General features: G+C 41.9%; 25 protein-coding genes. 14 read left to right on the plus strand and 11 right to left on the minus strand.

What is annotated here, in order from left to right; all coding sequences use genetic code 11:
- Window positions 1-158 precede the first annotated feature (158 nt).
- Entirely contained in the window at window positions 159-1,835 is a 1,677-nt protein-coding gene (locus tag DQW11_RS06425) for a PQQ-dependent sugar dehydrogenase (RefSeq protein WP_113923245.1), read from the minus strand.
- A gap of 129 nt (window positions 1,836-1,964) precedes the next feature.
- Window positions 1,965-2,495 (minus strand): hypothetical protein, encoded by a 531-nt coding sequence (locus DQW11_RS06430; RefSeq protein WP_157966055.1) that lies wholly within the window; start codon window positions 2,493-2,495, stop codon window positions 1,965-1,967.
- A 318-nt stretch (window positions 2,496-2,813) separates the two neighbouring features.
- On the opposite strand from DQW11_RS06430, the gene DQW11_RS22220 reads away from it, so the two are divergent.
- The gene (locus DQW11_RS22220) at window positions 2,814-2,984 is read left to right on the plus strand and encodes a hypothetical protein (protein ID WP_157966056.1); all 171 of its coding nucleotides are present in this window, start codon (window positions 2,814-2,816) and stop codon (window positions 2,982-2,984) included.
- Between the two features lie 99 nt (window positions 2,985-3,083).
- Window positions 3,084-3,962 carry a hypothetical protein gene (locus tag DQW11_RS06435; protein WP_113923247.1) on the plus strand — a complete coding sequence of 293 codons (879 nt, stop codon included), beginning with the start codon at window positions 3,084-3,086 and terminating at the stop codon, window positions 3,960-3,962.
- Window positions 3,963-4,025: 63 nt separating this feature from the next.
- On the opposite strand, the gene DQW11_RS06440 is transcribed toward DQW11_RS06435, so the two are convergent.
- The 9 genes from DQW11_RS06440 to rbfA all read right to left on the minus strand — a co-directional run bounded on the left by DQW11_RS06440 (window position 4,026) and on the right by rbfA (window position 14,140).
- Window positions 4,026-4,520: a hypothetical protein gene (locus DQW11_RS06440; RefSeq protein ID WP_113923248.1), complete on the minus strand. Its 495-nt coding sequence runs from the start codon at window positions 4,518-4,520 to the stop codon at window positions 4,026-4,028.
- Between the two features lie 107 nt (window positions 4,521-4,627).
- Window positions 4,628-5,134, minus strand: a complete 507-nt coding sequence (locus tag DQW11_RS06445) for a hypothetical protein (RefSeq protein WP_113923249.1) — start codon at window positions 5,132-5,134, stop codon at window positions 4,628-4,630.
- Window positions 5,135-5,222: 88 nt separating this feature from the next.
- Entirely contained in the window at window positions 5,223-5,570 is a 348-nt protein-coding gene (locus tag DQW11_RS06450; RefSeq protein ID WP_113923250.1) for a hypothetical protein, read from the minus strand.
- A gap of 328 nt (window positions 5,571-5,898) precedes the next feature.
- Window positions 5,899-6,816 (minus strand): hydroxypyruvate isomerase family protein, encoded by a 918-nt coding sequence (locus DQW11_RS06455; RefSeq protein ID WP_113923251.1) that lies wholly within the window; start codon window positions 6,814-6,816, stop codon window positions 5,899-5,901.
- Window position 6,817: 1 nt separating this feature from the next.
- Window positions 6,818-8,131 (minus strand): Gfo/Idh/MocA family protein, encoded by a 1,314-nt coding sequence (locus DQW11_RS06460; protein WP_113923252.1) that lies wholly within the window; start codon window positions 8,129-8,131, stop codon window positions 6,818-6,820.
- Window positions 8,132-8,158: 27 nt separating this feature from the next.
- On the minus strand, window positions 8,159-9,151 hold the full coding sequence (locus tag DQW11_RS06465; protein WP_113923253.1) for a formylglycine-generating enzyme family protein: 993 nt from the start codon (window positions 9,149-9,151) through the stop codon (window positions 8,159-8,161).
- Window positions 9,152-9,227: 76 nt separating this feature from the next.
- Window positions 9,228-11,294 (minus strand): S9 family peptidase, encoded by a 2,067-nt coding sequence (locus tag DQW11_RS06470; RefSeq protein WP_113923254.1) that lies wholly within the window; start codon window positions 11,292-11,294, stop codon window positions 9,228-9,230.
- Between the two features lie 1,230 nt (window positions 11,295-12,524).
- On the minus strand, window positions 12,525-13,748 hold the full coding sequence (locus DQW11_RS06475; RefSeq protein WP_198669858.1) for an ABC transporter permease: 1,224 nt from the start codon (window positions 13,746-13,748) through the stop codon (window positions 12,525-12,527).
- Window positions 13,749-13,765: 17 nt separating this feature from the next.
- Entirely contained in the window at window positions 13,766-14,140 is a 375-nt protein-coding gene (gene rbfA / locus DQW11_RS06480; protein ID WP_113923256.1) for a 30S ribosome-binding factor RbfA, read from the minus strand.
- A gap of 93 nt (window positions 14,141-14,233) precedes the next feature.
- On the opposite strand from rbfA, the gene DQW11_RS06485 reads away from it, so the two are divergent.
- The 12 genes from DQW11_RS06485 to DQW11_RS06535 all read left to right on the plus strand — a co-directional run bounded on the left by DQW11_RS06485 (window position 14,234) and on the right by DQW11_RS06535 (window position 23,694).
- Window positions 14,234-15,640: a hypothetical protein gene (locus DQW11_RS06485; RefSeq protein ID WP_113923690.1), complete on the plus strand. Its 1,407-nt coding sequence runs from the start codon at window positions 14,234-14,236 to the stop codon at window positions 15,638-15,640.
- A 230-nt stretch (window positions 15,641-15,870) separates the two neighbouring features.
- Complete coding sequence (locus DQW11_RS22560; RefSeq protein WP_113923257.1) at window positions 15,871-16,530, plus strand: LuxR C-terminal-related transcriptional regulator; 660 nt, start codon at window positions 15,871-15,873, stop codon at window positions 16,528-16,530.
- Window positions 16,531-16,667: 137 nt separating this feature from the next.
- On the plus strand, window positions 16,668-17,258 hold the full coding sequence (locus DQW11_RS06495) for a DUF4255 domain-containing protein (RefSeq protein ID WP_113923258.1): 591 nt from the start codon (window positions 16,668-16,670) through the stop codon (window positions 17,256-17,258).
- A 2-nt stretch (window positions 17,259-17,260) separates the two neighbouring features.
- The gene (locus tag DQW11_RS06500; RefSeq protein ID WP_113923259.1) at window positions 17,261-17,878 is read left to right on the plus strand and encodes a hypothetical protein; all 618 of its coding nucleotides are present in this window, start codon (window positions 17,261-17,263) and stop codon (window positions 17,876-17,878) included.
- 31 nt (window positions 17,879-17,909) lie between these two features.
- Window positions 17,910-19,325, plus strand: a complete 1,416-nt coding sequence (locus DQW11_RS06505) for a phage tail sheath family protein (protein ID WP_113923260.1) — start codon at window positions 17,910-17,912, stop codon at window positions 19,323-19,325.
- A gap of 40 nt (window positions 19,326-19,365) precedes the next feature.
- Entirely contained in the window at window positions 19,366-19,797 is a 432-nt protein-coding gene (locus DQW11_RS06510; protein WP_113923261.1) for a phage tail protein, read from the plus strand.
- A 2-nt stretch (window positions 19,798-19,799) separates the two neighbouring features.
- The gene (locus tag DQW11_RS06515; RefSeq protein WP_113923262.1) at window positions 19,800-20,297 is read left to right on the plus strand and encodes a phage tail protein; all 498 of its coding nucleotides are present in this window, start codon (window positions 19,800-19,802) and stop codon (window positions 20,295-20,297) included.
- Window positions 20,298-20,307: 10 nt separating this feature from the next.
- Window positions 20,308-20,478 (plus strand): DUF5908 family protein, encoded by a 171-nt coding sequence (locus DQW11_RS22225; RefSeq protein ID WP_157966059.1) that lies wholly within the window; start codon window positions 20,308-20,310, stop codon window positions 20,476-20,478.
- Window positions 20,478-21,194, plus strand: coding sequence for a CIS tube protein (locus tag DQW11_RS06520; protein ID WP_113923263.1), 717 nt, complete (start codon window positions 20,478-20,480; stop codon window positions 21,192-21,194). Before DQW11_RS22225 ends, DQW11_RS06520 begins: the two co-directional genes overlap by 1 nt.
- 9 nt (window positions 21,195-21,203) lie before the next feature.
- The gene (gene vgrG, locus DQW11_RS06525) at window positions 21,204-22,973 is read left to right on the plus strand and encodes a type VI secretion system tip protein VgrG (protein ID WP_113923264.1); all 1,770 of its coding nucleotides are present in this window, start codon (window positions 21,204-21,206) and stop codon (window positions 22,971-22,973) included.
- A 6-nt stretch (window positions 22,974-22,979) separates the two neighbouring features.
- Window positions 22,980-23,273, plus strand: coding sequence for a PAAR domain-containing protein (locus DQW11_RS06530; RefSeq protein ID WP_113923265.1), 294 nt, complete (start codon window positions 22,980-22,982; stop codon window positions 23,271-23,273).
- Window positions 23,274-23,277: 4 nt separating this feature from the next.
- The gene (locus tag DQW11_RS06535) at window positions 23,278-23,694 is read left to right on the plus strand and encodes a GPW/gp25 family protein (protein WP_232826698.1); all 417 of its coding nucleotides are present in this window, start codon (window positions 23,278-23,280) and stop codon (window positions 23,692-23,694) included.

The raw sequence follows: 23,694 nt of genomic DNA on the forward strand, positions 1-23,694 counted from the left end.
GCGGCTGGGCCGCATTCCCCCCAACCCCCTATGATATCACGGTATCAGTCCACCGAGCTTGCCGAGGTGGAGAAAAATGTTGTTTATCTTCTGGAGTAAAAGTGGTTAGTAAATATCAATTCATATCCACTAGTATCTACAAATATCCAATATCATTCTCAATCCAAAACCCTATAAATCTTCCCATCCGCTTTGGTCAAAACGTAAACCTGACCTGATTTATCCTGACCGAATTTCAAATCTACCCTAGGCTTGCCACATAATTCCTGTAAAGTAGGCTCCCTTCCTTCATACTTGATTCCGACTTTCTGCATTTTAGGACTCGCTTCATTCAGATCGGAAACAAAAACCTTTCCCGATGGCACATCTCCGAAAAGGAATTTCCCCTTGAAAATCCCCGAATTAGGGAAATAACCTGCAATGATCGCCAAGCCCTCGTCATGGTCAAACTGCAAAAAAGGGTAAGTCGCTCCTAATTTTTCATCATCTGAAGGCAATGCATAGACCTTATCCATATCTCCTTTTGGATTGATTACAAAAGATCCTTCCCTCCTTGGCCAACCATAAAACTTCTCCGGCTCGATCAAATTGATTTCTTCGATGTGTTTGTGTCCTATTTCGGAGGCCATCATTCTTCCCTTTGGATCCCAAAAAATCCGGTTGGGATTCCTGAATCCATAAGCAAAAACTTCAGGTGCTTTATTCATTTGACCGACAAACGGATTGTCTTTTGGGATGCCGTATTTTCCGTTTTTGCTGTTATTTCCTTGCGGATCTATCCTGAGGATGCTGCTCCAAACGGCATTTCCTTTGTGGTCTGAAATAAAGTCGAAACCATTTTCGGCACTGCCGCCATCACCGATACCGATATAGAGCAAGCCATAATCTTCTTCCCCTTTTTTGGCATGGGGATTAAAGGCGATTTCCTGCATGCCATGAATCTGTGTGACGACATTTACGCGGAGGAGCTCGCGGCTTTCACCAACAAAGGATTTTGAAGAAGGATTTGCTGTTTTCCATTCGGTCAGGACCCACTGCATCGTCACTTTGATGCTGTCGGCATAGGCAAAATCCGCAGTTTTGGAACCCGGCTTCTCTGTATGGGAAGTATAGAGCAATCCATTGTCGACAAATTCGGGATGAAATGCATAGCTGCCAAATCCTGTGGCCAATCCCGGTTTGGATACAAAATCCGGCCGAAGGGCTCTCAGGTCAAAGAATAGCTTTGGCTTTCCATTGACCAGCTCATACATTTTTCCATGCTGATCCTGCACAAACAGCCTCCCTGAAACAGGTTCACTTTCCATTTTGGTGATTTTGGCCAATGGTGAAATAGAATCGGAGGCGGGAATTTGGGTAAAAAATTCAAGTTCTAAAGACAATCCCGAATCCATTGTTTTCTCCGGAATCGGGTCTTCCAAGGCTTCCCCGGCTGCACTTTCTAATTCAGCCGCCGGCCCAAAAGAATGCATGTAACTTAATAAAGCATCTATTTCGGCCTCTGAAAGCTGACTGAAAGCCGGCATCAGCACCTTGTATTCATCTAACAATATTTTGGTCCGCTGATCTCCGTTATCCAAGAGCTGTTGTGGATTTTTGATAAAGGATTTGATCCAATCAGCCTCGATTTGGGTAGTCAGGCCGGTGAGATTGGGACCGATAGTCTTTTGGGTGAAGTTGTGGCAGGAAGAGCAATTTTGCTCAAACAAGGACTTTCCAAAGGCTATCTGTTCTGAGTCAGTACTGATTTCCTGACCAAAAGGATGGTTATTTTTTGTGTTGCATCCAATGATCAGCAGTAAACCTAAAGCAATGGAAAGGGCTTGTTTTTTCATTAAAGCATTTATTGGGATTACCTTAAACCTAAAAATTTTTAGTCAAGATTGAAATATAAATATTTTGGAGGTGGGACTTATTTCGAACGTCATTCTACACGAATCCAGATACAACTTGACGTAAAACACCTAATTCTTTTTAGACCTATCCATAAAAACTATTGGAAATTGGGATTGAAAAATTTGTCTCGGTAAATCGTTTAATAGAATATCCCATTCGTTAGCCATTAAACATGTAATAAACAAAGATTTTCCATCCTTTAGGCATAATTTCGTGTAATGATATGAATCCCATGGAGTAAAACCAGTAGATTTCCTATACAATTGAGGACTCATGTACACTTCAATCTTTTCTATTTCATGAAACCCAAATTGTTTCCAAGCTTCTTTTTCAAAAAAACGAATTGATTCTTTCTCCGGATAAATTACCATTTCAGTATTTTTATTTACAAAAAAATAGTTTAAATGAATGATTATCGTTGGCAAAACCATTAAGACTCCGTAAAAGAACACACCAATTTCGATAAAGGCACGTAAATCAGATACACCAAAAATAAATGCCATCACCAAAACAAAAACGACAATTGCAATCAGGTAATAAAAAACTGATCGAAAATGGCTTAATGAATTTTCAAAAGTCATTTTATATAGTAAATTCATATTTTTTAGTTTCCTGCGCCTGGGTGTAGTTTAGCGACTGATGCTGCGACTGAGTGTATGTCGATAGTTATCGGCATGAAATTCCACCTTTTATGACTCCATCCACGATAGCCATCGGGATACAATTGGACTATTCAACCACACGCTCAAACGAAAGATAGTTCTCAGTAGGTTGAATTACAAATTCACCTAGAGAAATGCCATTATTCACCTAGGTGGGGCAATTTCCAGTAATAATTATAGAAAAATTAAGAGTTATGCATTCCTTTCTAACATAACTTAACATGCCTGAAATTTCTAATTCCTTTAAATTAGGACATGAAATATTTCACCTGCCTGATTCTTGTCGCAGCACTGATTGGTTGCGCAAAAGATAAAAACACAGATCAATCCATTTCAACAAATTATAAATTTGAAATTACGGATTCCATCAGAGTCAATCACCTGGAAGAATTGAAATTGATTGATATGGAAGACGGAATGTTCTAGGCAAAAGAAGATGGGCTTTCAACCTACATTATTTTTGACAAATCCGGTACCATTACCTCTCCTATTGAGCTCAAAACAGACGGACCAAATGCGATAAACATGGTCTATTCAGGAGGTTTTTTTGATGGGAAATTTACCATAATGGATTTACATAAGGGATTGATTCAGTTTTCAAATGAAGGAGAGATAATCAAAAATATCCCTATACCCGAGGATTATCTATATATGCATCCTTACAATAGACCTGCCTTTAGATTGGGGAATAAAATAGCATACTACCGTCCTGAGAGGGATCTTAAAGATTGGGAAGACCAAGAGAAATTCTATCGAAAATATTACAATGAACCACTGCTCGAAGTTTTTGATCCCATTACAAAAGAGGTAGCGCTGAAAATGGAAATCCCCGAAACTTCAATCTACAAAGACGGCAATTTTCATTTCTTATTTCATCCGAAAATCATAAAAAAAGGGAAACTTTGGTATTTATTCCTGATGGCTGAAATGAAGTTTTATGTCTATGAAGAACAGGACGAAGAGCTGATTTTTAAAGAAAGTGTCAGTCTGAATGTGAAAGATCAAATCCCTTTTCCACAAGCCAATTTACAAAACACATCGGAGTTATTTTCCAAGCTGGAAATGGTAGTCCCATCCATGATAGAACAACTTTATGTGATCGAAGACAAAATCATTCTTATTTACAAAAAAGGCGCTGGCGAAAATATCGTGAAGAATTACGACAGGGAAAACCAAGCTGAGTGGATGGATTTCTTAGGATCCTTACCGATATATGCGGCAGTTTTTGATTCAGATTACAAATTGCTCCAAGAAAATATTGAATTGCCATCAGGAACAATCTCAACCCCTATTGTAAACAAGGAAGGACAAATTTTTGTCCAAAAAAATCAGAGGCTTCTTGGGGAAGAAGATTGGAATACATACTATTTATTAAAGCTAATTGATGGAAACAAAACAGATTGATCATTTCAGTTTGGCGGAGGTAGGCTATTCTACAACTAAGTGGTGTGAGATAAATAATTATGGTTATAATTCTTTATCACGAAAATAATATGTCCTAATTTTTTTATCTGAAATCATACTTATAAAAACTCTTGGAGCCCCTAACACAATTCCTTCATTATCCTTTAACTTAGTAGTATCAAATTTTTCAACTGTATACTTTAAATTATCATTAAAAACATCATATTTACCTTTATTTAAAACTATTCCCTTTGCGCGGCGGACTTCATAGTATATTACCGTTTCTCTAGCCGAAGTCCATACAATTGAATAAGAACTTCGATCTACTTCAGCAATTCTTTCTATCATCCATAACGTATCAAATTCACTATTTAACAATTCTTTAAAATCATTGTCAAGAATTGCTTGACTTCTCGAATAATATGCAGAACCCGCATATCCCGGAAAAATTTTTTTTTGCTCAATAAACAACTTATCGAAAAGTTTTCTATAGTTTTTCGAAGAACAACAAGAAAAGATCAATATTACTACTACAATAAAACTCAGGTTACATTTCATTTTTTATACAAGTATGGTATGGAATAAGGGCCAACTTTCATAGGATAGAAAAGACTAAATCCCCACCTAGGTGTAGTTTAGCCCCTGATGCTGCGATTGGTTGAGGATCACATTATGAATAGGACCAAGACAAAAACCTTTCGCGGTCGATTCTTTTTTGACTTTAGGTTTATGGATTCCCAATTTCCTTCAATGTAATTATAACAATCTTCGGATAATTCAAAACGCAGAAAGTGAGCTTCCCTTGCAAATCGCATAACATAAATATTGTCAGAAATCCTTTCCCTAGGTTTGAAATAATCGAAGTCCAATCTAGGGAATTTGTGGGGATCGAGATAAAAGTATGGGTTATTGGTGGCAAGATAAAGACTGTCTGAGTTTAGAATAGCTTTCATTGACTGATCCAAAATACTCTCCAGCTCGCGTTCTGGGAGATATAGTGAAATTCCCTTTCCACCTTTTACCACACCGACCGCAATTGGGTCAAATATTTTGATGGTGTCTACCTTTGAAATAGAAGATCTGCATTCTGCATTATGATCTTGAGAATATCCAGAAATTGATAAAACTGATGAGAAAAACGAAAACAGCAACTTAGATACAAGATTTTTCATTTGTTTTTGATGATTTTCCCGCTAGGTGTAATCAAACGTTGGATGCTAGGACTGGCTGTATGCCGATGACAATCGGGATGCAATTGAATTAAGCTTTTTTCTGCCGAACTAGCCTATATTTCTTGAATTTCAACTTATTTTTACTCAAAACCTTCATAGTGAAATTGCGCTCGGATATATATCCTGATATAATAGCTGCCATTGGTCTTGGATCGGGGTCACATTTGAAGAAAAGTGTGTTTTCCTTTATTTCCCATATGCCGGTGCATGATGATTTTATACTACCCCAATCAAAAATGTATAAAAATTCCCCGTTTTCCTTTAGTTCTAACACGTAATCGCCGCCCTTTCCTTTTTTCCTTTCAAATACACCCGGTTCAAGGGTTGTAGTGCGGATAATCAGTGAAAATAAAACAATTGATATCAAATTAGTCATTATCCTTAAAGTGGGGTTCGATAGGGTATTTTTCGGGTTTATCCCTTAATCGAAAGGTAGTTCTCAGTAATTTGAATTACAAATTCTACTAAACAAAAAGGTGAGGTCCAAAACCCCACCTCTTCACAATTATTTTGACAGTACATTCTACCTAAACATATCCGCTTTTCTGTAAGCCGCAATCAATGCTGTTTCCCTCTCCTCTTTTGTGACTATCTTCTTAGCGCCAATGGCGTCTTTGCGGGCTTCATTTTTCTTTTTATCTCCGTGCCTTGGCTATTTTTTTCCTTTCTCTCCGTGCTCTCAGTGTGCTCTGCGGTGATTTTTTTTACTTAAACATATCCGCTTTTCTATAAGCTGCAATCAGGGCCAACTCGCCTTCTTTTCCGGGAATGGCATTGCCGTGTTCCATCCCGCAGACGCCTTTAAATCCTTTGTCATCGATGTGCTTGAAGACGTTCAGGTAATTGATTTCACCTGTTCCGGGTTCTTTTCGTCCAGGATTGTCCCCGATCTGAATATAGGCTATTTCATCCCAACAGGCATCCATCATCGCGATCAGGTTGCCTTCGTTGCGCTGCATGTGGTAGGCATCATAGAGGATTTTGCAGGAAGGACTGTCGACCGCCTTGCAGATGGCGTGGGTTTGGTCAGAAAACCTTAGAAATAGCTCCGGTGTATCACTCAATGGCTCCAAAACCATCACCAATCCACTTGGTTCCATGACCTCGGCACCACGCTTCAGCGCTTCGATCACATGGGAAGTCTGGATTCCCATGGGCAGTTTTCTTTCAAAAAAGCCAGGAACAACCGTTGCCCATTTGGCATTGACACGCTTGGAGGCCTCCACGGATTTTTTGCAGGTAGCAACAAAGTTGTCGATAAACTCCTGCTTGCCGGAGGCGAGGGAAATTTTCCAGTTGTCACCTCCGTCTACCACAAAAACCCCCATGCGCATGTTGAGCCTTTCGAGGGTTTTGCCGATGAGATTTTGGTCTTCTACAGGACGGACAAGCAGTCCATTGTCCTCCAAAGACCGGAATCCCTGATCGGCCATAAATTCCAATTGAGACAAAAGTCCGTCTCCGGCGTGGGCTTTGAACATCCCAAAGTGGGGAGCATAATCCAGGTTAAATGGCTTTCCGGCCTCATTGCTTTTTGCAAAGGAGGAAAGGCTTGTGCCACCGGCGAGAGCAGCAACTGCAGATCCCAAACCAATATTTCTAACAAAATTTCTCCTTTTCATATCAGATTACTTTTGTTTTGCCCGGAATCGCAAAAGGATAGTAGCCGTCTGCATTTGGCAGGACTTTCGGCATCGCATCCCAAGCCAAAGTATTTGGCATCAGATTGACATCAGAATTAAGGGCCTCATCCCATGTGACAACTTTGCCCGAATAGGTTGAATTTCGGCCAAGAATAGCTGTCATCGTACTTTTTGCAGCATTTTCCGCATCAGCAAATTTGTATTCTCCCTTCACAATGGCAGCGAAAAGTTCGTCGTGCTCCACCTGGTATGGATTTGGATTATTGTCCCTATTGTGGGAATAAATGGCGTTTCCTTTGTAATCTGAAATATTCCCATGGTTTCCGGCACTTAAGAAAACCTTTCCTTTTGTCCCTTGGAAAGACTCATCAACCCTATTGGCTGCTCCCGGGAAATGGCGGCATTCGCTGAAAATTACCGTTCCGTCAGCATAAGTGAAGGTGATGCTATGGTGGTCAAAGATTTCGCCGTGCTCTTTGCCGGTTCGGACCTGACGGCCTCCGGTACCGTAAGCCGACACAGGGTAACTGTTTTTTACCCAATTGGCCACATCGATATTGTGGACGTGCTGCTCGTTGATATGGTCACCGCATAGCCAATTGAAATAGTACCAATTCCTCATTTGGTATTCCATCTCGGTCTGACCAGCTTGGCGTGGATTGACCCATACACCTCCGTCATTCCAATATACCTGTCCACCAACTATGTCACCGATGGCGCCGTCATGAAGACGCTTGATGGTTTCTCTGTAATTGTCCTGATAATGTCTTTGAAGACCAACCACGACATTGAGTTTTTTCTTTTTGGCTTCTTCGGCTGCTGCAAGCACTTTTCGGATACCGACTGCATCGACGGCTACAGGCTTTTCCATAAAAACCTGCTTGCCTTGCCTTACTGCTTCCTCAAAATGGTCCGGTCTGAATCCCGGAGGTGAAGCCAATATCACTACATCGGCCAATTTGATCGCTTCTTTGTAACCTTCAAAGCCCACAAACTTCCTGTCTTCCGGAACATCGACTTTGTCTTTTCCATATTTTTCGAAAATCGGAGTATAACTTTTATCAATTCTGTCTCTGAAAGCATCTGCCATCGCGACGAGTTTGATATTGTGTCCTGTGTCAAAGGCCTGGAAAACGGCACCCGTTCCCCTGCCACCACAGCCGATGACGGCAAGTTTGATTTGATCAGTTCCTGAGGCATAAGCCCCCGGCATGCCAAAAGGCTGAAGTATTATTCCTCCGGCAAGGATTGCGGAAGTTTTGATAAAGTCCCTGCGTTGATTTTGGTTATTCATGAGTGTATTGTTTTATGGTTATTTGCTTTAATAATCTGTAATCGGAGCTCTGTCATAATAGGCCATGATCTCTGCCTGACTTGGTGGATTGAGCGGTCTAACAACCCTCAAACCAAGGAACGGAGCTTCAGGAAACCACCATTGGCTTTTGGGAATCTGTGGATCTATCCTCTTCCATTCTGCCTTTGATGCTGTTCTTTTGGCGGTGCGAAGGTCTGTAGCAGGGCTGTTATAATGTCCTCCCCGAATCGCTCCCGGATATAGTTTTTTGATTTCAATGGTAGGATCTTTCACTTGCTTATCCTTCCTGCTCTGGTAGGTATCCGCTGCATATTGATCTGAGGTCCATTCCATTACATTGCCAAGTACATCGTACAATCCCCAAGGATTTGGCTTTTTCTGCCCAATATTGTGGGTTATGTTTCCACTGTTGGCAGAGTACCATGCGTATTGATCCAAGAGTTTTTCATCCTCTCCAAAAAAGTATTTGCTTTTTGAACCTGCCCTTGCGGCATATTCCCATTCTGCCTCAGTAGGCAATCTGTAAAAAACCCCTGTCTTAAGATACAGCCACTTACAGAACTGAATCGCACCATAATTGGTCATTCCGATGGCCGGCTTCCCTTCTTTGCCCATCCCGGCTGTCATGTCCAAGTATGGAATACTTGGTCTGCTTAGCCCGTCTACCTGTGCGGGAAGTGCTTTTTCTGCAATGGCGGTCTCATAATTTTTATCCAAAAAGAGTTCAAAAATATCCCAGGTAATCTCATGAGTTCCCATCCAAAAGGGAGAAATCTCTACCTCATGGACCGGACTTTCATCAGGCAATGTTCCTTCGCTTCCCATCATGAATTTGCCTCCTTGGATCGGGACCATTCCGAAACTTTGACCCGAATCAGGAATCTTTTGGGAATAGGGAGTAAAAGCTTCTTGCTCGAAAAACTTCCATGAAGCAATTGTCACCAATACGGCGGAAACCAACATTACCAGGAAGCCACTTCTTTTCAATATATGATTCATATCATCGGTTAATTTGAGGTTCTTAAGCTAATTATGGGATTCAAAAGAAATTGATGGATTGGTTTTTTGTCTATGGTCATTTGCTTTCTCCTGTCGGTAATTCGACTTCTTCTCCCCAAACATATTTGGCAAACCATTGCCAGTTGTGCCAAGTGGCTGCCAATCTTTCCTTGGGCTTGGTGATGCCGTGTCCAAAACCTTTGTACACCACCAATTCTGCAGGCACATTTTGATCCCTTAATCCCTGAAGTAATTCATAGGCATTTGGAATCGGAACCCTTTGGTCAAATTCCCCGTGTTGGATCAATGTAGGGGTTTTTGCGTTTTTGATGTTGGTCATGGGGGAAGTTTTGCGGTAAATTTCCTCATTGTCCCAAGGATTGGCTTTGAGATATTGGATAGTAAATGGATGGATATCCGTGTTGACATAGTAAGTCATCCAATTGGAAATCCCGGCACCGACACTCACCGCTTTGAACCTGTCAGTATTGGTAGTCAAAAATGCCGAAATATATCCTCCCTGACTCCATCCCATGACACCCATCCTTGTCGTATCGATCAGATTGCTTGCGCTGAGATTATCAACGCCGCTCAGGACATCCCAAGCATCTCCTACTCCTAGATTTTCAACATTGAGAGATCTAAATGCCTCTCCGTATCCTGCCGACCCACGGTAATTGGGTTGGAGGACAAGGCAGCCTTTGTTCAGCCATTGCACAATCGGATAGACATACCCAGGAACAGGGGATGGTGTATCTATCCCCGTTGGACCGCCATGAATTACCACCATCAAAGGATATTTTTTGGTAGGATCGTAGTCCAAAGGCTTGTGCAAGACACCTTCTATCAGGGCTCCGTCTTTACTTCTCCAGACCACCACTTCGCTTTGGGATACCTTCCAATTTTCAATCTGCTTTGTCAGGTTGGTGACTTTTTTTGCAGCAGGTTTTTGGACGTTGCTTACCCAGATTTCATTGAGTTGGTTTCCGTTGCGGGCATTGACAGCCAGTTTTTCCCCAGTTTGGGAAAAAGAAACCCCCGTCACCATTTCCGGAAATCCTTTCAAGATCGTGAAGGTACCGTCTTTGGGTTCAATCCTATAGAGATGTCTCTGGGTCTTTTGCCAAAAAAGTCCATAAATCCCTTTGGGATTCCAAGTCAATCCTGATGGATTTTCATCAAGATTTGATGCAATCTGCCTGCTATTTTTGGATCCCACATCAATGACAAAAATTTTCGAATTGGTATAAAAATTTGAAACAGTATCATCCACATAGCTTGTGTACAGCAATTGTTTGGAATCGGGTGACCAGTCCTGAAAGCTATCAGCACTTGGATTTTGGACCAAAATCTGACTTTGTCCGCTTTCCAGGTCCAAAATTGAAATATCAGATTTAGCAAATGAATTGATCAGGGGATTGGGCTGATGATTGAATGCAATTTTTTTTCCGTCAGGAGAGACTTTGAAACCGTTTACATTAAAATCCCCTTCGGTCAGTCTTTTTGGCTTGGCTTTGGAAATGCATCCATTTGCAGTTTTGAGGGAATCGGCCGTTTCATAACAAGGCAATTCAGATGGATTGGGCTGATCGGGATCAAATGGGATTTCCCATATATGGGTCAAAGAATAATCTATATCATCCAAGAAAAAAGCACCATATCTGCTTTCGATTTTCTTTTTGGAAGGATCATCTTTTTCCCTTTTGGTAAAAATTATCCTCTTTCCCCCCGGATGCCATTGAAATGCACTTACCCCATCGTCTTCTTCGGTTAGTGGTATTGATTCCCCACCATTCAGGCGCATAGCATAGACTTGGGTCTTATTGCCCTTATCCGCCAAAAAAGCCAGCCACTTGCCATCGGGTGAAAATGTCGGTGCAAAACTGCTGTTGCCCGGATTGTTGGTAATCTGAAAAGGTTCGCTTCCATTTTTGACGATCCATATCTCTGTGTCAAACCTATTGTCCTTCCAGTCAGAAGTCTGTTGGGTAAAGGCCACCAATTCCCCACTCGGTGACATCACCACCGCACCTACGCTCCTGAGAGAGATTACTTCTTCAAAAGTCGGGTTCTTTTTCTCGTTTTGGGCCGAAACCTGAACAGTGAAAGCAAGAACAAAAGCTGCCAAAAGGAAATATTTCATATAATTCGTGTGGTTAAGGATCTAAAAAGATTGAAAGAATTTCAATTTAACATTTGGAACCAGAATTTCATACCAAATTTTGATTGCCGATTTTTTAACATCCCAATAAATCTAGATTGATATTTTTCCATATCATTAACAATAATGGTATTTTATTAAATATAATGTATATTTTTAGCTATTTTATTGAATTAATTTTAATGTAATGGATGTTTTGCTAACTTTGATTCATCAAGAAAGACAAATGGTCTTCTCACACATTGTAGGGTGTTGAAACTGGCAGACAAGCCCTCCGGTCTCGGGGGTAGGGATCTCAGAATAAAGCAGACATGGAGCTCGTGTTTTGCCTAACTGCCCTGTGGAGGTTCGAATCCTTCTCCTACAGCAAGAATAACAAAATCAAAAGGAGTGCAAAAGGCACTCTAAAAATTGAAAAATTTATATTGTAGGATGTTGAAACTGGCAGACAAGCCCTCCTTTCTCGGGGGTAGGGATACCGGCATAAAGCAAACATGGAGCTCGTGTTTTGCCTAACCGCCCTGTGGAGGTTCGAATCCTTCTCCTACAGCTGGTTATTTTGGGTTTATTGTTAATTGACTAAAGCTGTGAGCATGTATTCACAGCTTTTTTATTTTTATAGCAATCGGAATTATTTACCACAGAGTGCACCGAGACCGCGGAGCTGGAGGGAGCAAAGAATAGAGCCCGGCATTCATAAATCGTAATTCCCAATTTAAATTGTACTTACTACATTTCACCTCCCACCTTTTTTCTCTGTGAACTCTGAGGCTTTATTGGTGATTATTTTTTTTTATCGCAAGGAGCGCAAGGGTTTCGCAATGGTCGCAAACGGAGAAGTGTAAATTGACCACAGAGATCACTGAGAACCCAGAGAAAATCGCAGCAGATTTTTGCTTTTTCCAAAGCATTATTCATTTAAATTCCTTCTGCGCCAATATTTGTTTCTCCACAAACATTCCTCATTCTTAATTTCTCCCTTTTCCTCTAAGCCCTCTGAGTCCTTTGTGGTAAAAATTTTTTTTTCACCGTAAAGGAAAAGAAGGTTTCGCAATGGGCGCAAAGGGAGAATCGGCGAGAATAATAATTTACAGCAGAGCTCAGGGAGGAAGCAGAGTTTCTTTTCTCTTTTTTTCTCCGTGTCCTCTGTGGGCTCTGTGGTGATTTTATTTTACTCTGTGGTGATTTTATTTTACTCCAAATATTGAGAAATCAAAGATCAGTAGGCGTGACCTTCGAGGCTATGAACGCAGGACGGAAAGAGGCAAAAAAAGTAATCGCAAAGACCGAAATACTCGTCCAGAAAAAATCCGACCAAATCATTTTGACAGGATAAGCATCCACAATTGAAGATGAAATCCCCAAAGTGACCAATCCAAACCGGTCCTGAATCCAACAAACAAGAAAACCCAAAACCAGGCCGATTACTGCCCCACTCAATCCGATGATGGCTCCCTGCTTCAGATAGATTTTTCGGATGAGACTTTCTTTGGCACCCATCGCAAACAAAATGGCATTGTCTTTCTTCTTTTCAATGGCGAGCATAGACAGGGAAAAAAAGATGTTAAACGAGGCGACAGCCAAGATGAAACTCAAGGTCAAAAAAACAAAAAGCTTTTCGATCTTGATCGTCCGGAGGATTTGGGCGTGCTGTTCATCGGTATCCTTGACGGTATAGTCTTCCCCCAAAAAGGAAATCAATCTGGATTTGACGTTTTGGATATTTTCTCCTTCTTTAACTTTTACTTCTAGGGCAGTTCTCTTTTGGCCGTAATTGAGCAGGTTACTCACAAATCCTATCGGCGCAAGGATGAAATTGTCGTCAAATTCCTTTTCAATACTGAAAAAAGCGCCGGGTTTCAAAATCCCTTTATTGTACAGCTGACTTGGATCAATGGAACCGGCACTTCTTGGGGCCTTGGGATAAAAAACCTGAAGCAGATCCAGGTCATTTTCCAGGTCTACAGACAGAAAGTACCCGACACCTCTGCCCATGATGGCTTTAGGCTGATTTGGGGTCCCCAAACTGAGATTTCCCCAGGTAAAACCTTTTTCAAACCTCCCCTGTTCCATGTAATTGTCAGAGACACCTTTTAATCGCGCCAAATGCTGGTAATCCCGGTATTTGAACAAGGCATTGTCCTCGATCACTTCTGTCAAAACTTCCACCCCTTCAATCTTAGAGATGGATTCGATCCAATCTTTTTCGGCCAAAAATGACTTACCAAACTTGGATTCAATCTTCAGCTCCGCATCAAATGAAGCATACAATCCCCTGACAAGCTCTTCCAAGCCATTGAAAACCGACAATACGATTACCAAAGCCATGGTTCCTACTGCTACCCCAATCATTGAAATGCGGGAAAGCACAGTGATAAAGTTCCGTTTCTTTTTGCTACGGAAATAACGATAGGCTATAAAAAAGGAGAGGTTCAAGGATCCTGAAAAGTTAATTATTCTTCTTCATCCTCGTCCGAAGCTTCGGGAATATCCAATGCTCCGATCACCTTGTCCATGTGCTGGGCATATGTCGCCGAATCATCGATAAAGAAAGCAAGTTCGGGTACAATTCTCACGGATTTTCCGATTCTGTTTCCCAAATGCTTTCTGATCTCACTTTTTTTATCATTCAATATTGCAAAGACAGCGCGGTCTTTGTCTACCAAAAAACTGAGATAAATTCTTGCCACACTCAGGTCCGGGCTGATAATCACCCTCGAAACTGTGATGAAGGCAGATCCGATAATATGCTTTGCTTCTTTTTGAAAAATTCCACCCAATTCCTTTTGGATAAGTTTATTGAATTTCTGTTGTCTTTTACTTTCCATATCTCTAATTATTGTGACAAATTTAGTGAATTTAAATGCGGAACACTTAATTTCGACCCTGCAGTTTGTCCAATCCTTAGAAATAGCCTCAGTTTGTTAAGTTTTTTTAGAATCAACGATCCGTTCAGATTAATCGCCATTTTGGTGATTATGCTGCTGATGAGCACCGTTTATATCTGGTTTGTGGATATCCCGCTTCTTCAACCCGAAATGATTTGGATGCTTTTGGGTGAGCGGATGGCGGACGGTAAGCACATGTATATAGACATCATTGATGACTCCGGTCCGCTGTCTGCAGGCGTATTCTGGGTTGCCCACATGATTTTTGGCAAATCCGCGCTTGCTTATAAGGCCCTGGCGGCTTTTATCGTGCTTTTTCAAGTTGTGTATGTCAATTACCTATTTATCAGATACAAGTCATTTGAGGACAATACCTACATTCCGGCTTTTGTGATGGCATTGTTGTTTTATGTTTCTTTTGACCTGGTGACACTTTCTCCTGCCCTGATGGGAAGTACTTTCATTGTTTTGGCATTGGGACAGTTGTTTTCCCAAACGGTCCTGCAAAAGGAAGGCTCCGATGCAGTTTTGTTGGTGGGGATTTTTGGCGGGATTGCTGCCTGTTTTCATTTTCCTCTGGCGACATTTCTTCCGTTCTTGTTGGTCTCGGGGATTGTGGTCAGCGGTTTTTCTTTCCAACAGATCATTGTCTCCCTGATAGCCTATGCCATGCCATTGGTCTTTTGTGCTTTATACTATTTTTGGATAGATGGATTTGAAGCTTTTTTCTATGAGTTTATTATCGCACCGAGATTGATCGAAAGTTATGCGCATGTCAGGTACAGGGATTTGGCTTTGCTTTTTGCCTTGCCATTGTTTTTATCTGTGATGGGCTTCTTTGTTGGATTTATTTTCAAGTCTCAGACTGTCAACCAACAGAAACAGCTTCAGCTGAATCTCATTTTTTCCATTTTTGCGGTCTCCTCCCTGTTATTGACAAACAGGCGGACACCCTACCAATTTATCGTCATCCTGCCTGCCCTGACCTATTTTATTTCATTGCTTTTGGTAGTGTACAAAAAAGGGATTGCCATCCAAATCCTGACAGCGGTTTTTGTAATTGGAATACCGGCGACCGGGATTACCTGGACTTTGCTGCAGATCAATTCAGGAAAAATCGAATCTTATGCAGTATCCTTTGAAGAAAAACATGAAGTGACCAAAGGCAAACAAGTCCTGGTGCTTGGAGAAGATATGGGATATTATCAGAATGCCACCCTTGCTACACCCTATCTCCATTTCAGGCTTTCCAAAAATGTCCTCCTAGACCAGGAAGATCTTGGGAACACTGTGAAGGTTTACGAAAATTTTTTGAAAGAAAGACCGGAAATTATCATAGATGAAGAAGGGGTTTTTGCCCGGCTTTTAGAAAGAATTCCCGTTTTATCGCAGCAATATGAAAAGCATGGTACAAGTTTTTTTCTCAAAAAAATCAACTAGCAGTTTATCTTGATAATTAAATAATTTTTATTTTTTTAATTCAATAATTTTGAAAAATCCAGTTGTAGAAAATGGATTTTTATTGTTAAATTTATAATCCTCTCAAAAATAAGGCTTTATCAAAAAGTTATTTCAATTGGATTAATGACCAAGGCTTAACCCAAACAAGCCTTACCAAAGCCAAAAAAACAGAGGCCATTATCTTGGATCATTTTTAAACCCTCTACGCCATGCAAAATCATTTTATTATAGGAGAAAATACCCTATTGTCAAAAGGATTAAATTTAGTGTTGGAAAATCTGGGGCAGACAGAAGTGGGGAATTTAAGTTTTGAGGATATCAGCAACCAAATACTCAAACTCAGCGAGAAGACGGAATTCCTTTGGATAGTGGTTTCAAATGAAAAAAATTCTCCTCTAAAAATTTGTAAGCAGATCAAAATAGAGCTTCCCAAGTCCAAAATCTTTGTGTTCTGCGAAAGCAAGGACCCTATCTTGGTCAAGGATTTTCTAAAAGCAGGAATTTCTGGCTATTTTTTACCGGACTGTAGCGTTAAGAATATCAAAGAAGCCATTGGTCAAAGTGAAAAAGGCAAAATCTACATAGATCCCAAGCTGAGGTTGTTCCTGACGCAAAATCTCCTAGACATAGGCCAATCCAATACTACCCTCCGTGCGCTGACAAAAAGAGAAAAAGAAATCCTCCAGCTGATCGTGGAGGAATATACCACCCAAGAAATAGCAAATAAACTTTTTATCAGTTTTTGCACGGTAGAAACCCACAGACTCCACCTGATCCAAAAAATGGGCGTACGCAATACCGCAGGGCTTGTACGGGAGGCAGTTGCACGCAATATCTACCAGACATCCATGAATTCCATGACTTTTTAAAATCCATATTTTCATGGATTTTTTTGCAGGATATAATGGTCAAATTTGAATATCCACACGAAGCCGGAGGTTTTTGATTTTCAAAAAATTAACCACGGAAACTGTTTCATTTCATTTTTGACATTTTATCTCGCAACATGATAGACCAAGTATTAAATACGGTAATTGTTTTGTTGAACGACCATATCGGTACATCCGCGCCGGATGTCATTCTTGGTAACTTATCCATGGTAGATTCCGTGCAGGTTGATAGCGAAAACAGTATTGCTGACCGAGTAGTATTATCAGTGGTCAATATCCAGCAGGAAAGTACCCTGCGAAACATGGCTGCAAACAGACAAATTTTTGACAATTCAGGGTTGCCTAGAGGTGTCGCTCGAAATCCGGGGATATTTTTGAACATTTACCTGCTGATAGGAGCCAATAAGTCGCAATACAATATTGGACTTCAAAGGATCTCCCAGGTAATTTCTTTTTTTCAGCGTAACTCAATTTTCACTGTTTCAGAAATTCCAAACCTCCCCGATTTCGGCCTTGAAAAGATCATTTTTGATCTCCATTCGACCAATTTTGAGGAACTCAACCAGCTTTGGGGCATCATGGGAGGAAAATATATTCCCTCTGTAGTCTATAAAATGAGATTGGCATACATAGACAGTATCGAAGAGGGCATGGAGATTCCTTTGGTCAAAACGATCGATGCGCAGTTCAACAACAAGACACTTTAGCCATGGATAGGATCATTTGGAAGTTCGAAAAATTGTTTTCAATCCGGTTTGACAACCAGGCATTCCCCTATTCCGGCGCCAATGGAGGTTTGATCACTGATTCCCTGACCATCGAACCTGACCTGCTGACTGCATCCTTATTCAAAAAACATGATATCCATTTCAGAGTCAGGCAGGACATGTTGTTTTGTTTTGTCCGAATCAAAAACAACGAAGACTCTCCCTATTTCAGGTTGCCAAGTAATTTCAGCGCTAGATTTTTATTCAGTGTCAAAAATCCGGTCAAGGAACAAACAGGTGTATCCGTCACCCATGGCAAAGAAAACCTCTATAGGTTTAGAATCAATGTCAGGGCCTCCGCCACCTCCATGTCACTTTCAGGGGCAACCATGGGTCCCCTTCCATCCAGAGATTTGGCCCATGTTTTTACCCCGGGAAACCCCGGCAGCTGGGCTACCAAATCAGTCAATCTCAGTGGAAGTTTTGGAGTGATTGATATCGTCACAGAAGGTTCAAGTACACATAGAATATATACAGATGTAAGTACCCAATCCCTATTCTATACCGCTGCAAATGGTAATGAAAATGAACATTTGTTCACCATTCATTTAAACAACTGAAAATAACAAGAAACCATAAAACCATTATCCAATGTCACAGATCAATGAATCCGCAATCAAGACACCGGGAGTCTATATCAATGAAATTCCCCTCTTTCCTCCATCCGTAGCCCAGGTCGAAACTGCTGTTCCGGCTTTTATCGGCTACACGCAGAATGCCATCAACGAAATCGGAGAATCACTGGAAAATGTCCCTACCAAGATCTATTCTCTAAAAGAATATGAAAACTATTTTGGGAAAGCTGTAAATGAAGAGGGCATCGAAGTGTCCGTCGATATCACCACATTAAACGGGGTGAGGATATCCATGACAGGAGATGCAACCATCACAGATTCATCGGAATTTACGATGTATTATAACATCAGAATGTATTTTATGAATGGAGGGGGACCTTGTTATATCATTTCGATAGGAGATACCTCCGGGGCAGCGAATCCTGACGATTATGACGCCGGGCTTTTGGCCTGCGAAGCCGAAGATGAACCTACCCTCATCGTTTTTCCCGATGCTGTAAACACGCTCAATCAAGCTGATTATTATACTTTGATATCCTCAGCTATTGACCAATGTGCCAAACTTCAGGACAGGTTTACAATTCTGGATGTCCATACCGCCGGAACCAACAACACCACCACCATCAGTGGATTCAGAACTGCGTTCACAAAAAATGACAGCCTCAATTATGGTGCAGTCTACTATCCATTCCTAAAAACAACATTTGATTTTGCCTACACTGACGCAGACGTCGATGTTGTAATTACCACCAATGGAGTCGCTGCAGCGGCTGTAGCTTTATCCACTTTGGTCAATACCGAAACTTCCGTCTACAATTTTGCACTATCCAAAATAAGAGAAAAATTAAGCCCTACACTTCCTCCTTCCTCAGCCATGGCCGGTGTATTTGCCAAAGTCGACGGATCAAGAGGAGTATGGAAAGCTCCGGCAAATGTCTCCCTCAATGGGGTATATGACCTTTCCGCCAAAATCAGCGAAGCCGAGCAAGGGGGAATGAACATTGATCCCACCTCAGGAAAATCAGTCAATGCCATCAGGCTTTTCCAAGGAAAAGGATTTTTGGTATGGGGAGCAAGAACTTTGGCAGGTAACGACAACGAGTGGCGCTATGTCAATGTCAGGAGGTTTTTTATCATGGTGGAAGAATCTTCCAAAAAAGCAACGATGCAATTTGTCTTCGAACCCAATGACGCCAACACCTGGGTCAAACTCCGTGCAATGCTCGAAAACTATCTGACCCTCCTCTGGAGACAGGGAGCTTTGGCAGGTGCCAAACCTGAGCATGCGTTTTATGTACGATGCGGTTTGGGTCAAACGATGACGGCACAGGATATTCTGGAAGGAAGGCTTATTGTCGAAATAGGAATGGCCGCTGTCCGTCCAGCTGAATTCATCATCCTGCGCTTCTCTCACAAAATGCAGGAATCATAATTCTCTCAATTAATTCTAAAAACATTTAACCAAAAATATCATGGCTAATTATCCTCTTCCCAAGTTCCATTTCCAGGTTGACTGGGGAGGAACAAAAATCGGATTCAGTGAAGTCACCGGACTAGAAGTGACCATCGAGCCCATAGAATACCGGGACGGTGCAAGTCCGGAATATTCCAAAATCAAAATGCCCGGCATGCAAAGTTTTTCAAACATCACCTTGAAGCGGGGCATCTTCAAAAGTGACAACCAATTCTACCAATGGTGGAATACTGTGGCCTTGAATACCATCGAAAGAAGGGATTTGATCATCTCTCTTTTAGATGAAGGCCATAAACCGGTAGTGGTATGGCGCGTAAAAAACGCCTGGCCGATCAAAGTCCAATCCACGGACCTCAATGCAACCGGAAATGAAACGGCCATTGAAACCCTGGAAATTGCCCACGAAGGTCTCACCATGATAAACGAGTAGCCATGTTCTCATATCCACCGGTAGGTTTCCATTTTTTAGTAGTCTTTCAGCTATTTCCCCAAACCCCAAATGATTTCAGGTTTCAGGAAGTCAGTGGATTAGACATGGAAATGATGATGGAAACCGTCATTGAAGGGGGTCAAAACAGGTTTACGTGGGAACTCCCGGTAAGAGCCAAATACTCCGACCTGGTTTTGAAAAGAGGAATGTTCATTGGATCGGGGATTTTGATGTGGTGCAAAAATGCTTTTGAAAATTTTGTTTTTGAACCTGTCAACATCATCATCAGCCTTCTCAATGAAAATCATATTCCCATCCAATCCTGGTATGTGGTCAATGCCATCCCAAAAAAATGGTCAGTCTCCAGCTTCAATGCTGAACAAAGCTCCATTGTCATAGAATCCATTACTCTGAGCTACCAATATTTCAATATCATCAGTCTGGATTCTGCGCTCTCTGTGGCAGGAAATATCAGTGCATCCGGCAGTATCGGAATTTAACCATTCTCCTATGCCAATAGAAATCAAAGAACTCCAAATTAAAGCTGCTGTGGGCAACAATCCAGGGAATCAAACTCCAACAAATCCCAATCCACCGGATTTGGAGCAATTGAGGCAGGAAATTGTAAGGGAAGTGACTGAAGAAGTCTTAAGAATGATACAGCTAAAACTCGAAAGGTAATGATCGATCTTGGCCAAAAAGCCGAAAAATTATACGTACAGGCCTACAGCGATGCAGAATTCAAAATCCCTGTCCCTGACAACAAGTTCAGTGCATTGGTCAACCCTGCGACCTATAATGTTTCCTACAAATTTGAATTTGACTCCACCCAAGCGCCGGGGACCTCAGGAGCAAACATGAAATTCAACAGAATTCTTCCCGGAGATTTCCATTTTGATTTCTTGTTTGATGCCACAGGGGTGGTCAAAGACATGTCTGTCCTGAGCCTTGGCATTGCCAATCCTTTTGAAAAACCAGCCAATGTCACAGAGCAGATCGAATCCTTCAAGCACAAAATCATTGATTACCAATCAGACAAACACCGGCCATACTACTTAAAAATCCATTGGGGAGAGCTCTTGTTCAAAGGAGTGTTGAAGCAGATGGATATTGAGTACAAGGTTTTTGCGCCTGACGGCAAGCCGATCAGGGCCGTTGCCAAATGCCAGTTTGCAGAGAGTATCGCAGATGTGGAAAGAGCGGCGGAAGAAAACCGGGAAAGTCCGGACATTACCCACGAGCGGATTTTTAAAGGAACAGACCGATTGGATTTACTTACAGAAAGAATCTACGAAAATGATATCCACTATATCAATGTAGCCGGATTCAATTCCCTTGACAGTTTTCGAAACATTCGAACAGGTACGAAAATCTACTTTCCCCCTTTAGCTAAATAAACCCAAGAAATGATTTCAACTGCCCTACATGAACTTGTAACTTCGAAAATCCTTTTGGGAACCGGTCCCGGTGCGCCTCCAGATCAGGAAGTTTCGGGCCAAATCCAAATCCTGGACATTACGGTCTACAAGGAACTTAACAAAATCCCTTTTGCAGTTATCAAACTGGCAGACGGTTCGGCTGCAGATTCAGATTTTTCGATCGGCAACAGTGGTGAGTTTGCATTGGGCAAGAGCATCGATATCCAACTCGGATACAGTACTGATGACCAGTCGGTTTTTAAAGGAATCATCATTGGGAATTCCCATATCATCAGCGGCAGTCAGACAACCTTTAACCTGACCTGCAAACATGAAACAGTCAAAATGACTGTGGCCAAGAAAAACAGGCATTTCAATGAGCTCAAAGACAATGAGATTGTCGAAAATCTCCTTCAGGAAAATGGATTGACAGATTTTGATATCCCCTCTTTTGGAAGTTCACATGAGCAATTGCTTCAGGCAAATGTCAGTGATTGGGATTTTATTCTCAGCAGAATCGACTCTAACGGTATGGTCTGTAAAATCCAAGACGGCACTTTTTCCGTCTTCAGGCCAGATCCATCGCAAGATCCTCTTTTATCTCTGACTTACGGGGCAGACATCATTTCTATGAAAATGGATACCGATGTAAGGTCTCAGTCTACGGCAGTAAAAGCGTTTTCTTGGGACTATGCCAACCAAACACTTTTAGAAACAGAAGGGGCAGACGTGGAAGATGCTTCCCCCGGAAATATTCAGACTTCAGATTTGGCAGACATCAATGGGCAGGAATTTGAAATCAAAACCCCGGTGATGCTAACGAATGAAGCCCTCCAATCCATTGCTGATTCCAAAAAGCAAAAACAGGCACTCTCCAAAATCAAGGGAAAAGTTACCTTCATGGGCAACTCCGGGGTAAATCCCGGTGACTGGCTGGAACTTAAGGGTATAGGAGACCAATTCAGCGGCAAAGCCTTTGTAAGTGCAGTACAGCATCGGTCGAGAAACGGCAATTGGGAAACTGAGGCAAGCCTAGGCTGGGAGGAAGATTTTTTTACCGAGAAATACAATCCCTTTTACTCCAGTTCAGGAAGCGGTCAATTCTCAGCTATCCAAGGACTACAAATCGGAATCGTTACTGATATCATTGATCCCCTAGGGGAAGGCAGAGTCAAAGTCCGCCTGCCGATGGTCAATATGAATGACGAAGGCATTTATGCCCGAGTGGCAACGTTGGATGCCGGAAACAACAGGGGAACATTTTTCAGACCTGAAATAGACGATGAGGTAATCATCGGTTTTATGAATGGTGACCCTTCCCATCCTATCATTCTTGGGATGGTCCACAGCAGCGCCAAGCCGACACCACTTGAACCCGAAGAGTCCAATGACAAAAAAGGCTATGTCTCAAGGTCTGAAATCAAAATCACGATCCACGATGGGGATAAAAGCGTCGTCATTGAAACTCCCGGCGGAAGGAAATTTACCATGGATGATACAGCAGGAACAGTACAGGTAGAAGATCCTATCGGTAATGTCATGTTGATGGATGACAACGGTATTTCTATGGAATCCCCAAAAGAAATCAGCATCAAAGGCGGAACCAAAATTTCACTCACAGCTCCGGAAATGGCCTTCAAGGCGGATATGAAAATCAGTATGGAGGCAGGTGCCACCTTAAATCTAAAAAGCAGCGGCACTGCGGACCTCGAAGGTGCCATGGTCAATATCAAAGGAAGTCTAGTCAAAATAAATTAAAAATATATGCCTCCAGCAGCAAGGATCACAGATATGCACATTTGCCCAATGGTGGAACCAGGGCCTGTTCCTCATGTGGGTGGGCCCATATTGCCTGCCGGCGAACCAACAGTCCTGATCGGAGGGCTTCCTGCCGCAAGAGTAGGGGACAAAGCAGTGTGTGTCGGACCCCCGGATACGATTATCGCCGGTTCAGGTACGGTTTTGATCGGTGGCAAACCTGCCGCAAGGATGGGGGATTCTACGGCACACGGAGGAGTAATTATACTAGGTTGTCCCACTGTAATCATTGGAGGATAGAAATATGGAAAATATACACCGGTCATTTCTTGGAACAGGTTGGAGTTTCCCCCCACAATTTGAAAACGAGGGAAGCAAAACCAAGATGCTCAACGACGAGGCCGATATCCAAAGCAGCCTCGAAATCCTGCTTTCGACCAAAAGAGGGGAAAGGGTGATGCGCTCTGACTATGGCTGTGACCTCCACGAACTGGTGTTTGAGCCGCTTACGACGACATTCAAAACCTACATCACAGACCTGATCAGAACCTCGATTCTCTACCATGAACCAAGAATCGAAGTCGAAAAAATCGAGCTCAATGATACCGGGGAACTTGAAGGAAGAATCTTGATAACCATTTCCTACAAGGTCAGGGCCACCAATTCAAGGTTCAACTTTGTATTTCCATTTTATAAAACTGAAGGCACTGAACTGACTTAA

The sequence above is a fragment of the Cognataquiflexum aquatile genome (genome assembly GCF_003316845.1).
GTDB classification, from domain to species: domain Bacteria; phylum Bacteroidota; class Bacteroidia; order Cytophagales; family Cyclobacteriaceae; genus Cognataquiflexum; species Cognataquiflexum aquatile.

What these genes read in the sequence shown, in the direction of transcription:
- DQW11_RS22225 (WP_157966059.1), top strand. Translation starts at nt 20,308, where the DNA reads ATGCCAATAGAAATCAAAGAACTCCAAATTAAAGCTGCTGTGGGCAAC.
- DQW11_RS06445 (WP_113923249.1), bottom strand. Translation starts at nt 5,134, where the DNA reads ATGAAAAATCTTGTATCTAAGTTGCTGTTTTCGTTTTTCTCATCAGTT.
- DQW11_RS06500 (WP_113923259.1), top strand. Translation starts at nt 17,261, where the DNA reads ATGGATAGGATCATTTGGAAGTTCGAAAAATTGTTTTCAATCCGGTTT.
- DQW11_RS06470 (WP_113923254.1), bottom strand. Translation starts at nt 11,294, where the DNA reads ATGAAATATTTCCTTTTGGCAGCTTTTGTTCTTGCTTTCACTGTTCAG.
- DQW11_RS22560 (WP_113923257.1), top strand. Translation starts at nt 15,871, where the DNA reads ATGCAAAATCATTTTATTATAGGAGAAAATACCCTATTGTCAAAAGGA.
- DQW11_RS06455 (WP_113923251.1), bottom strand. Translation starts at nt 6,816, where the DNA reads ATGAAAAGGAGAAATTTTGTTAGAAATATTGGTTTGGGATCTGCAGTT.
- DQW11_RS06510 (WP_113923261.1), top strand. Translation starts at nt 19,366, where the DNA reads ATGGCTAATTATCCTCTTCCCAAGTTCCATTTCCAGGTTGACTGGGGA.
- DQW11_RS06505 (WP_113923260.1), top strand. Translation starts at nt 17,910, where the DNA reads ATGTCACAGATCAATGAATCCGCAATCAAGACACCGGGAGTCTATATC.
- vgrG (WP_113923264.1), top strand. Translation starts at nt 21,204, where the DNA reads ATGATTTCAACTGCCCTACATGAACTTGTAACTTCGAAAATCCTTTTG.
- DQW11_RS06515 (WP_113923262.1), top strand. Translation starts at nt 19,800, where the DNA reads ATGTTCTCATATCCACCGGTAGGTTTCCATTTTTTAGTAGTCTTTCAG.
- DQW11_RS06440 (WP_113923248.1), bottom strand. Translation starts at nt 4,520, where the DNA reads ATGAAATGTAACCTGAGTTTTATTGTAGTAGTAATATTGATCTTTTCT.
- DQW11_RS06465 (WP_113923253.1), bottom strand. Translation starts at nt 9,151, where the DNA reads ATGAATCATATATTGAAAAGAAGTGGCTTCCTGGTAATGTTGGTTTCC.
- DQW11_RS06520 (WP_113923263.1), top strand. Translation starts at nt 20,478, where the DNA reads ATGATCGATCTTGGCCAAAAAGCCGAAAAATTATACGTACAGGCCTAC.
- DQW11_RS06425 (WP_113923245.1), bottom strand. Translation starts at nt 1,835, where the DNA reads ATGAAAAAACAAGCCCTTTCCATTGCTTTAGGTTTACTGCTGATCATT.
- DQW11_RS06495 (WP_113923258.1), top strand. Translation starts at nt 16,668, where the DNA reads ATGATAGACCAAGTATTAAATACGGTAATTGTTTTGTTGAACGACCAT.
- DQW11_RS06435 (WP_113923247.1), top strand. Translation starts at nt 3,084, where the DNA reads ATGGTCTATTCAGGAGGTTTTTTTGATGGGAAATTTACCATAATGGAT.
- DQW11_RS06535 (WP_232826698.1), top strand. Translation starts at nt 23,278, where the DNA reads ATGGAAAATATACACCGGTCATTTCTTGGAACAGGTTGGAGTTTCCCC.
- DQW11_RS06430 (WP_157966055.1), bottom strand. Translation starts at nt 2,495, where the DNA reads ATGAATTTACTATATAAAATGACTTTTGAAAATTCATTAAGCCATTTT.
- DQW11_RS06460 (WP_113923252.1), bottom strand. Translation starts at nt 8,131, where the DNA reads ATGAATAACCAAAATCAACGCAGGGACTTTATCAAAACTTCCGCAATC.
- DQW11_RS22220 (WP_157966056.1), top strand. Translation starts at nt 2,814, where the DNA reads ATGAAATATTTCACCTGCCTGATTCTTGTCGCAGCACTGATTGGTTGC.
- rbfA (WP_113923256.1), bottom strand. Translation starts at nt 14,140, where the DNA reads ATGGAAAGTAAAAGACAACAGAAATTCAATAAACTTATCCAAAAGGAA.
- DQW11_RS06450 (WP_113923250.1), bottom strand. Translation starts at nt 5,570, where the DNA reads ATGACTAATTTGATATCAATTGTTTTATTTTCACTGATTATCCGCACT.
- DQW11_RS06530 (WP_113923265.1), top strand. Translation starts at nt 22,980, where the DNA reads ATGCCTCCAGCAGCAAGGATCACAGATATGCACATTTGCCCAATGGTG.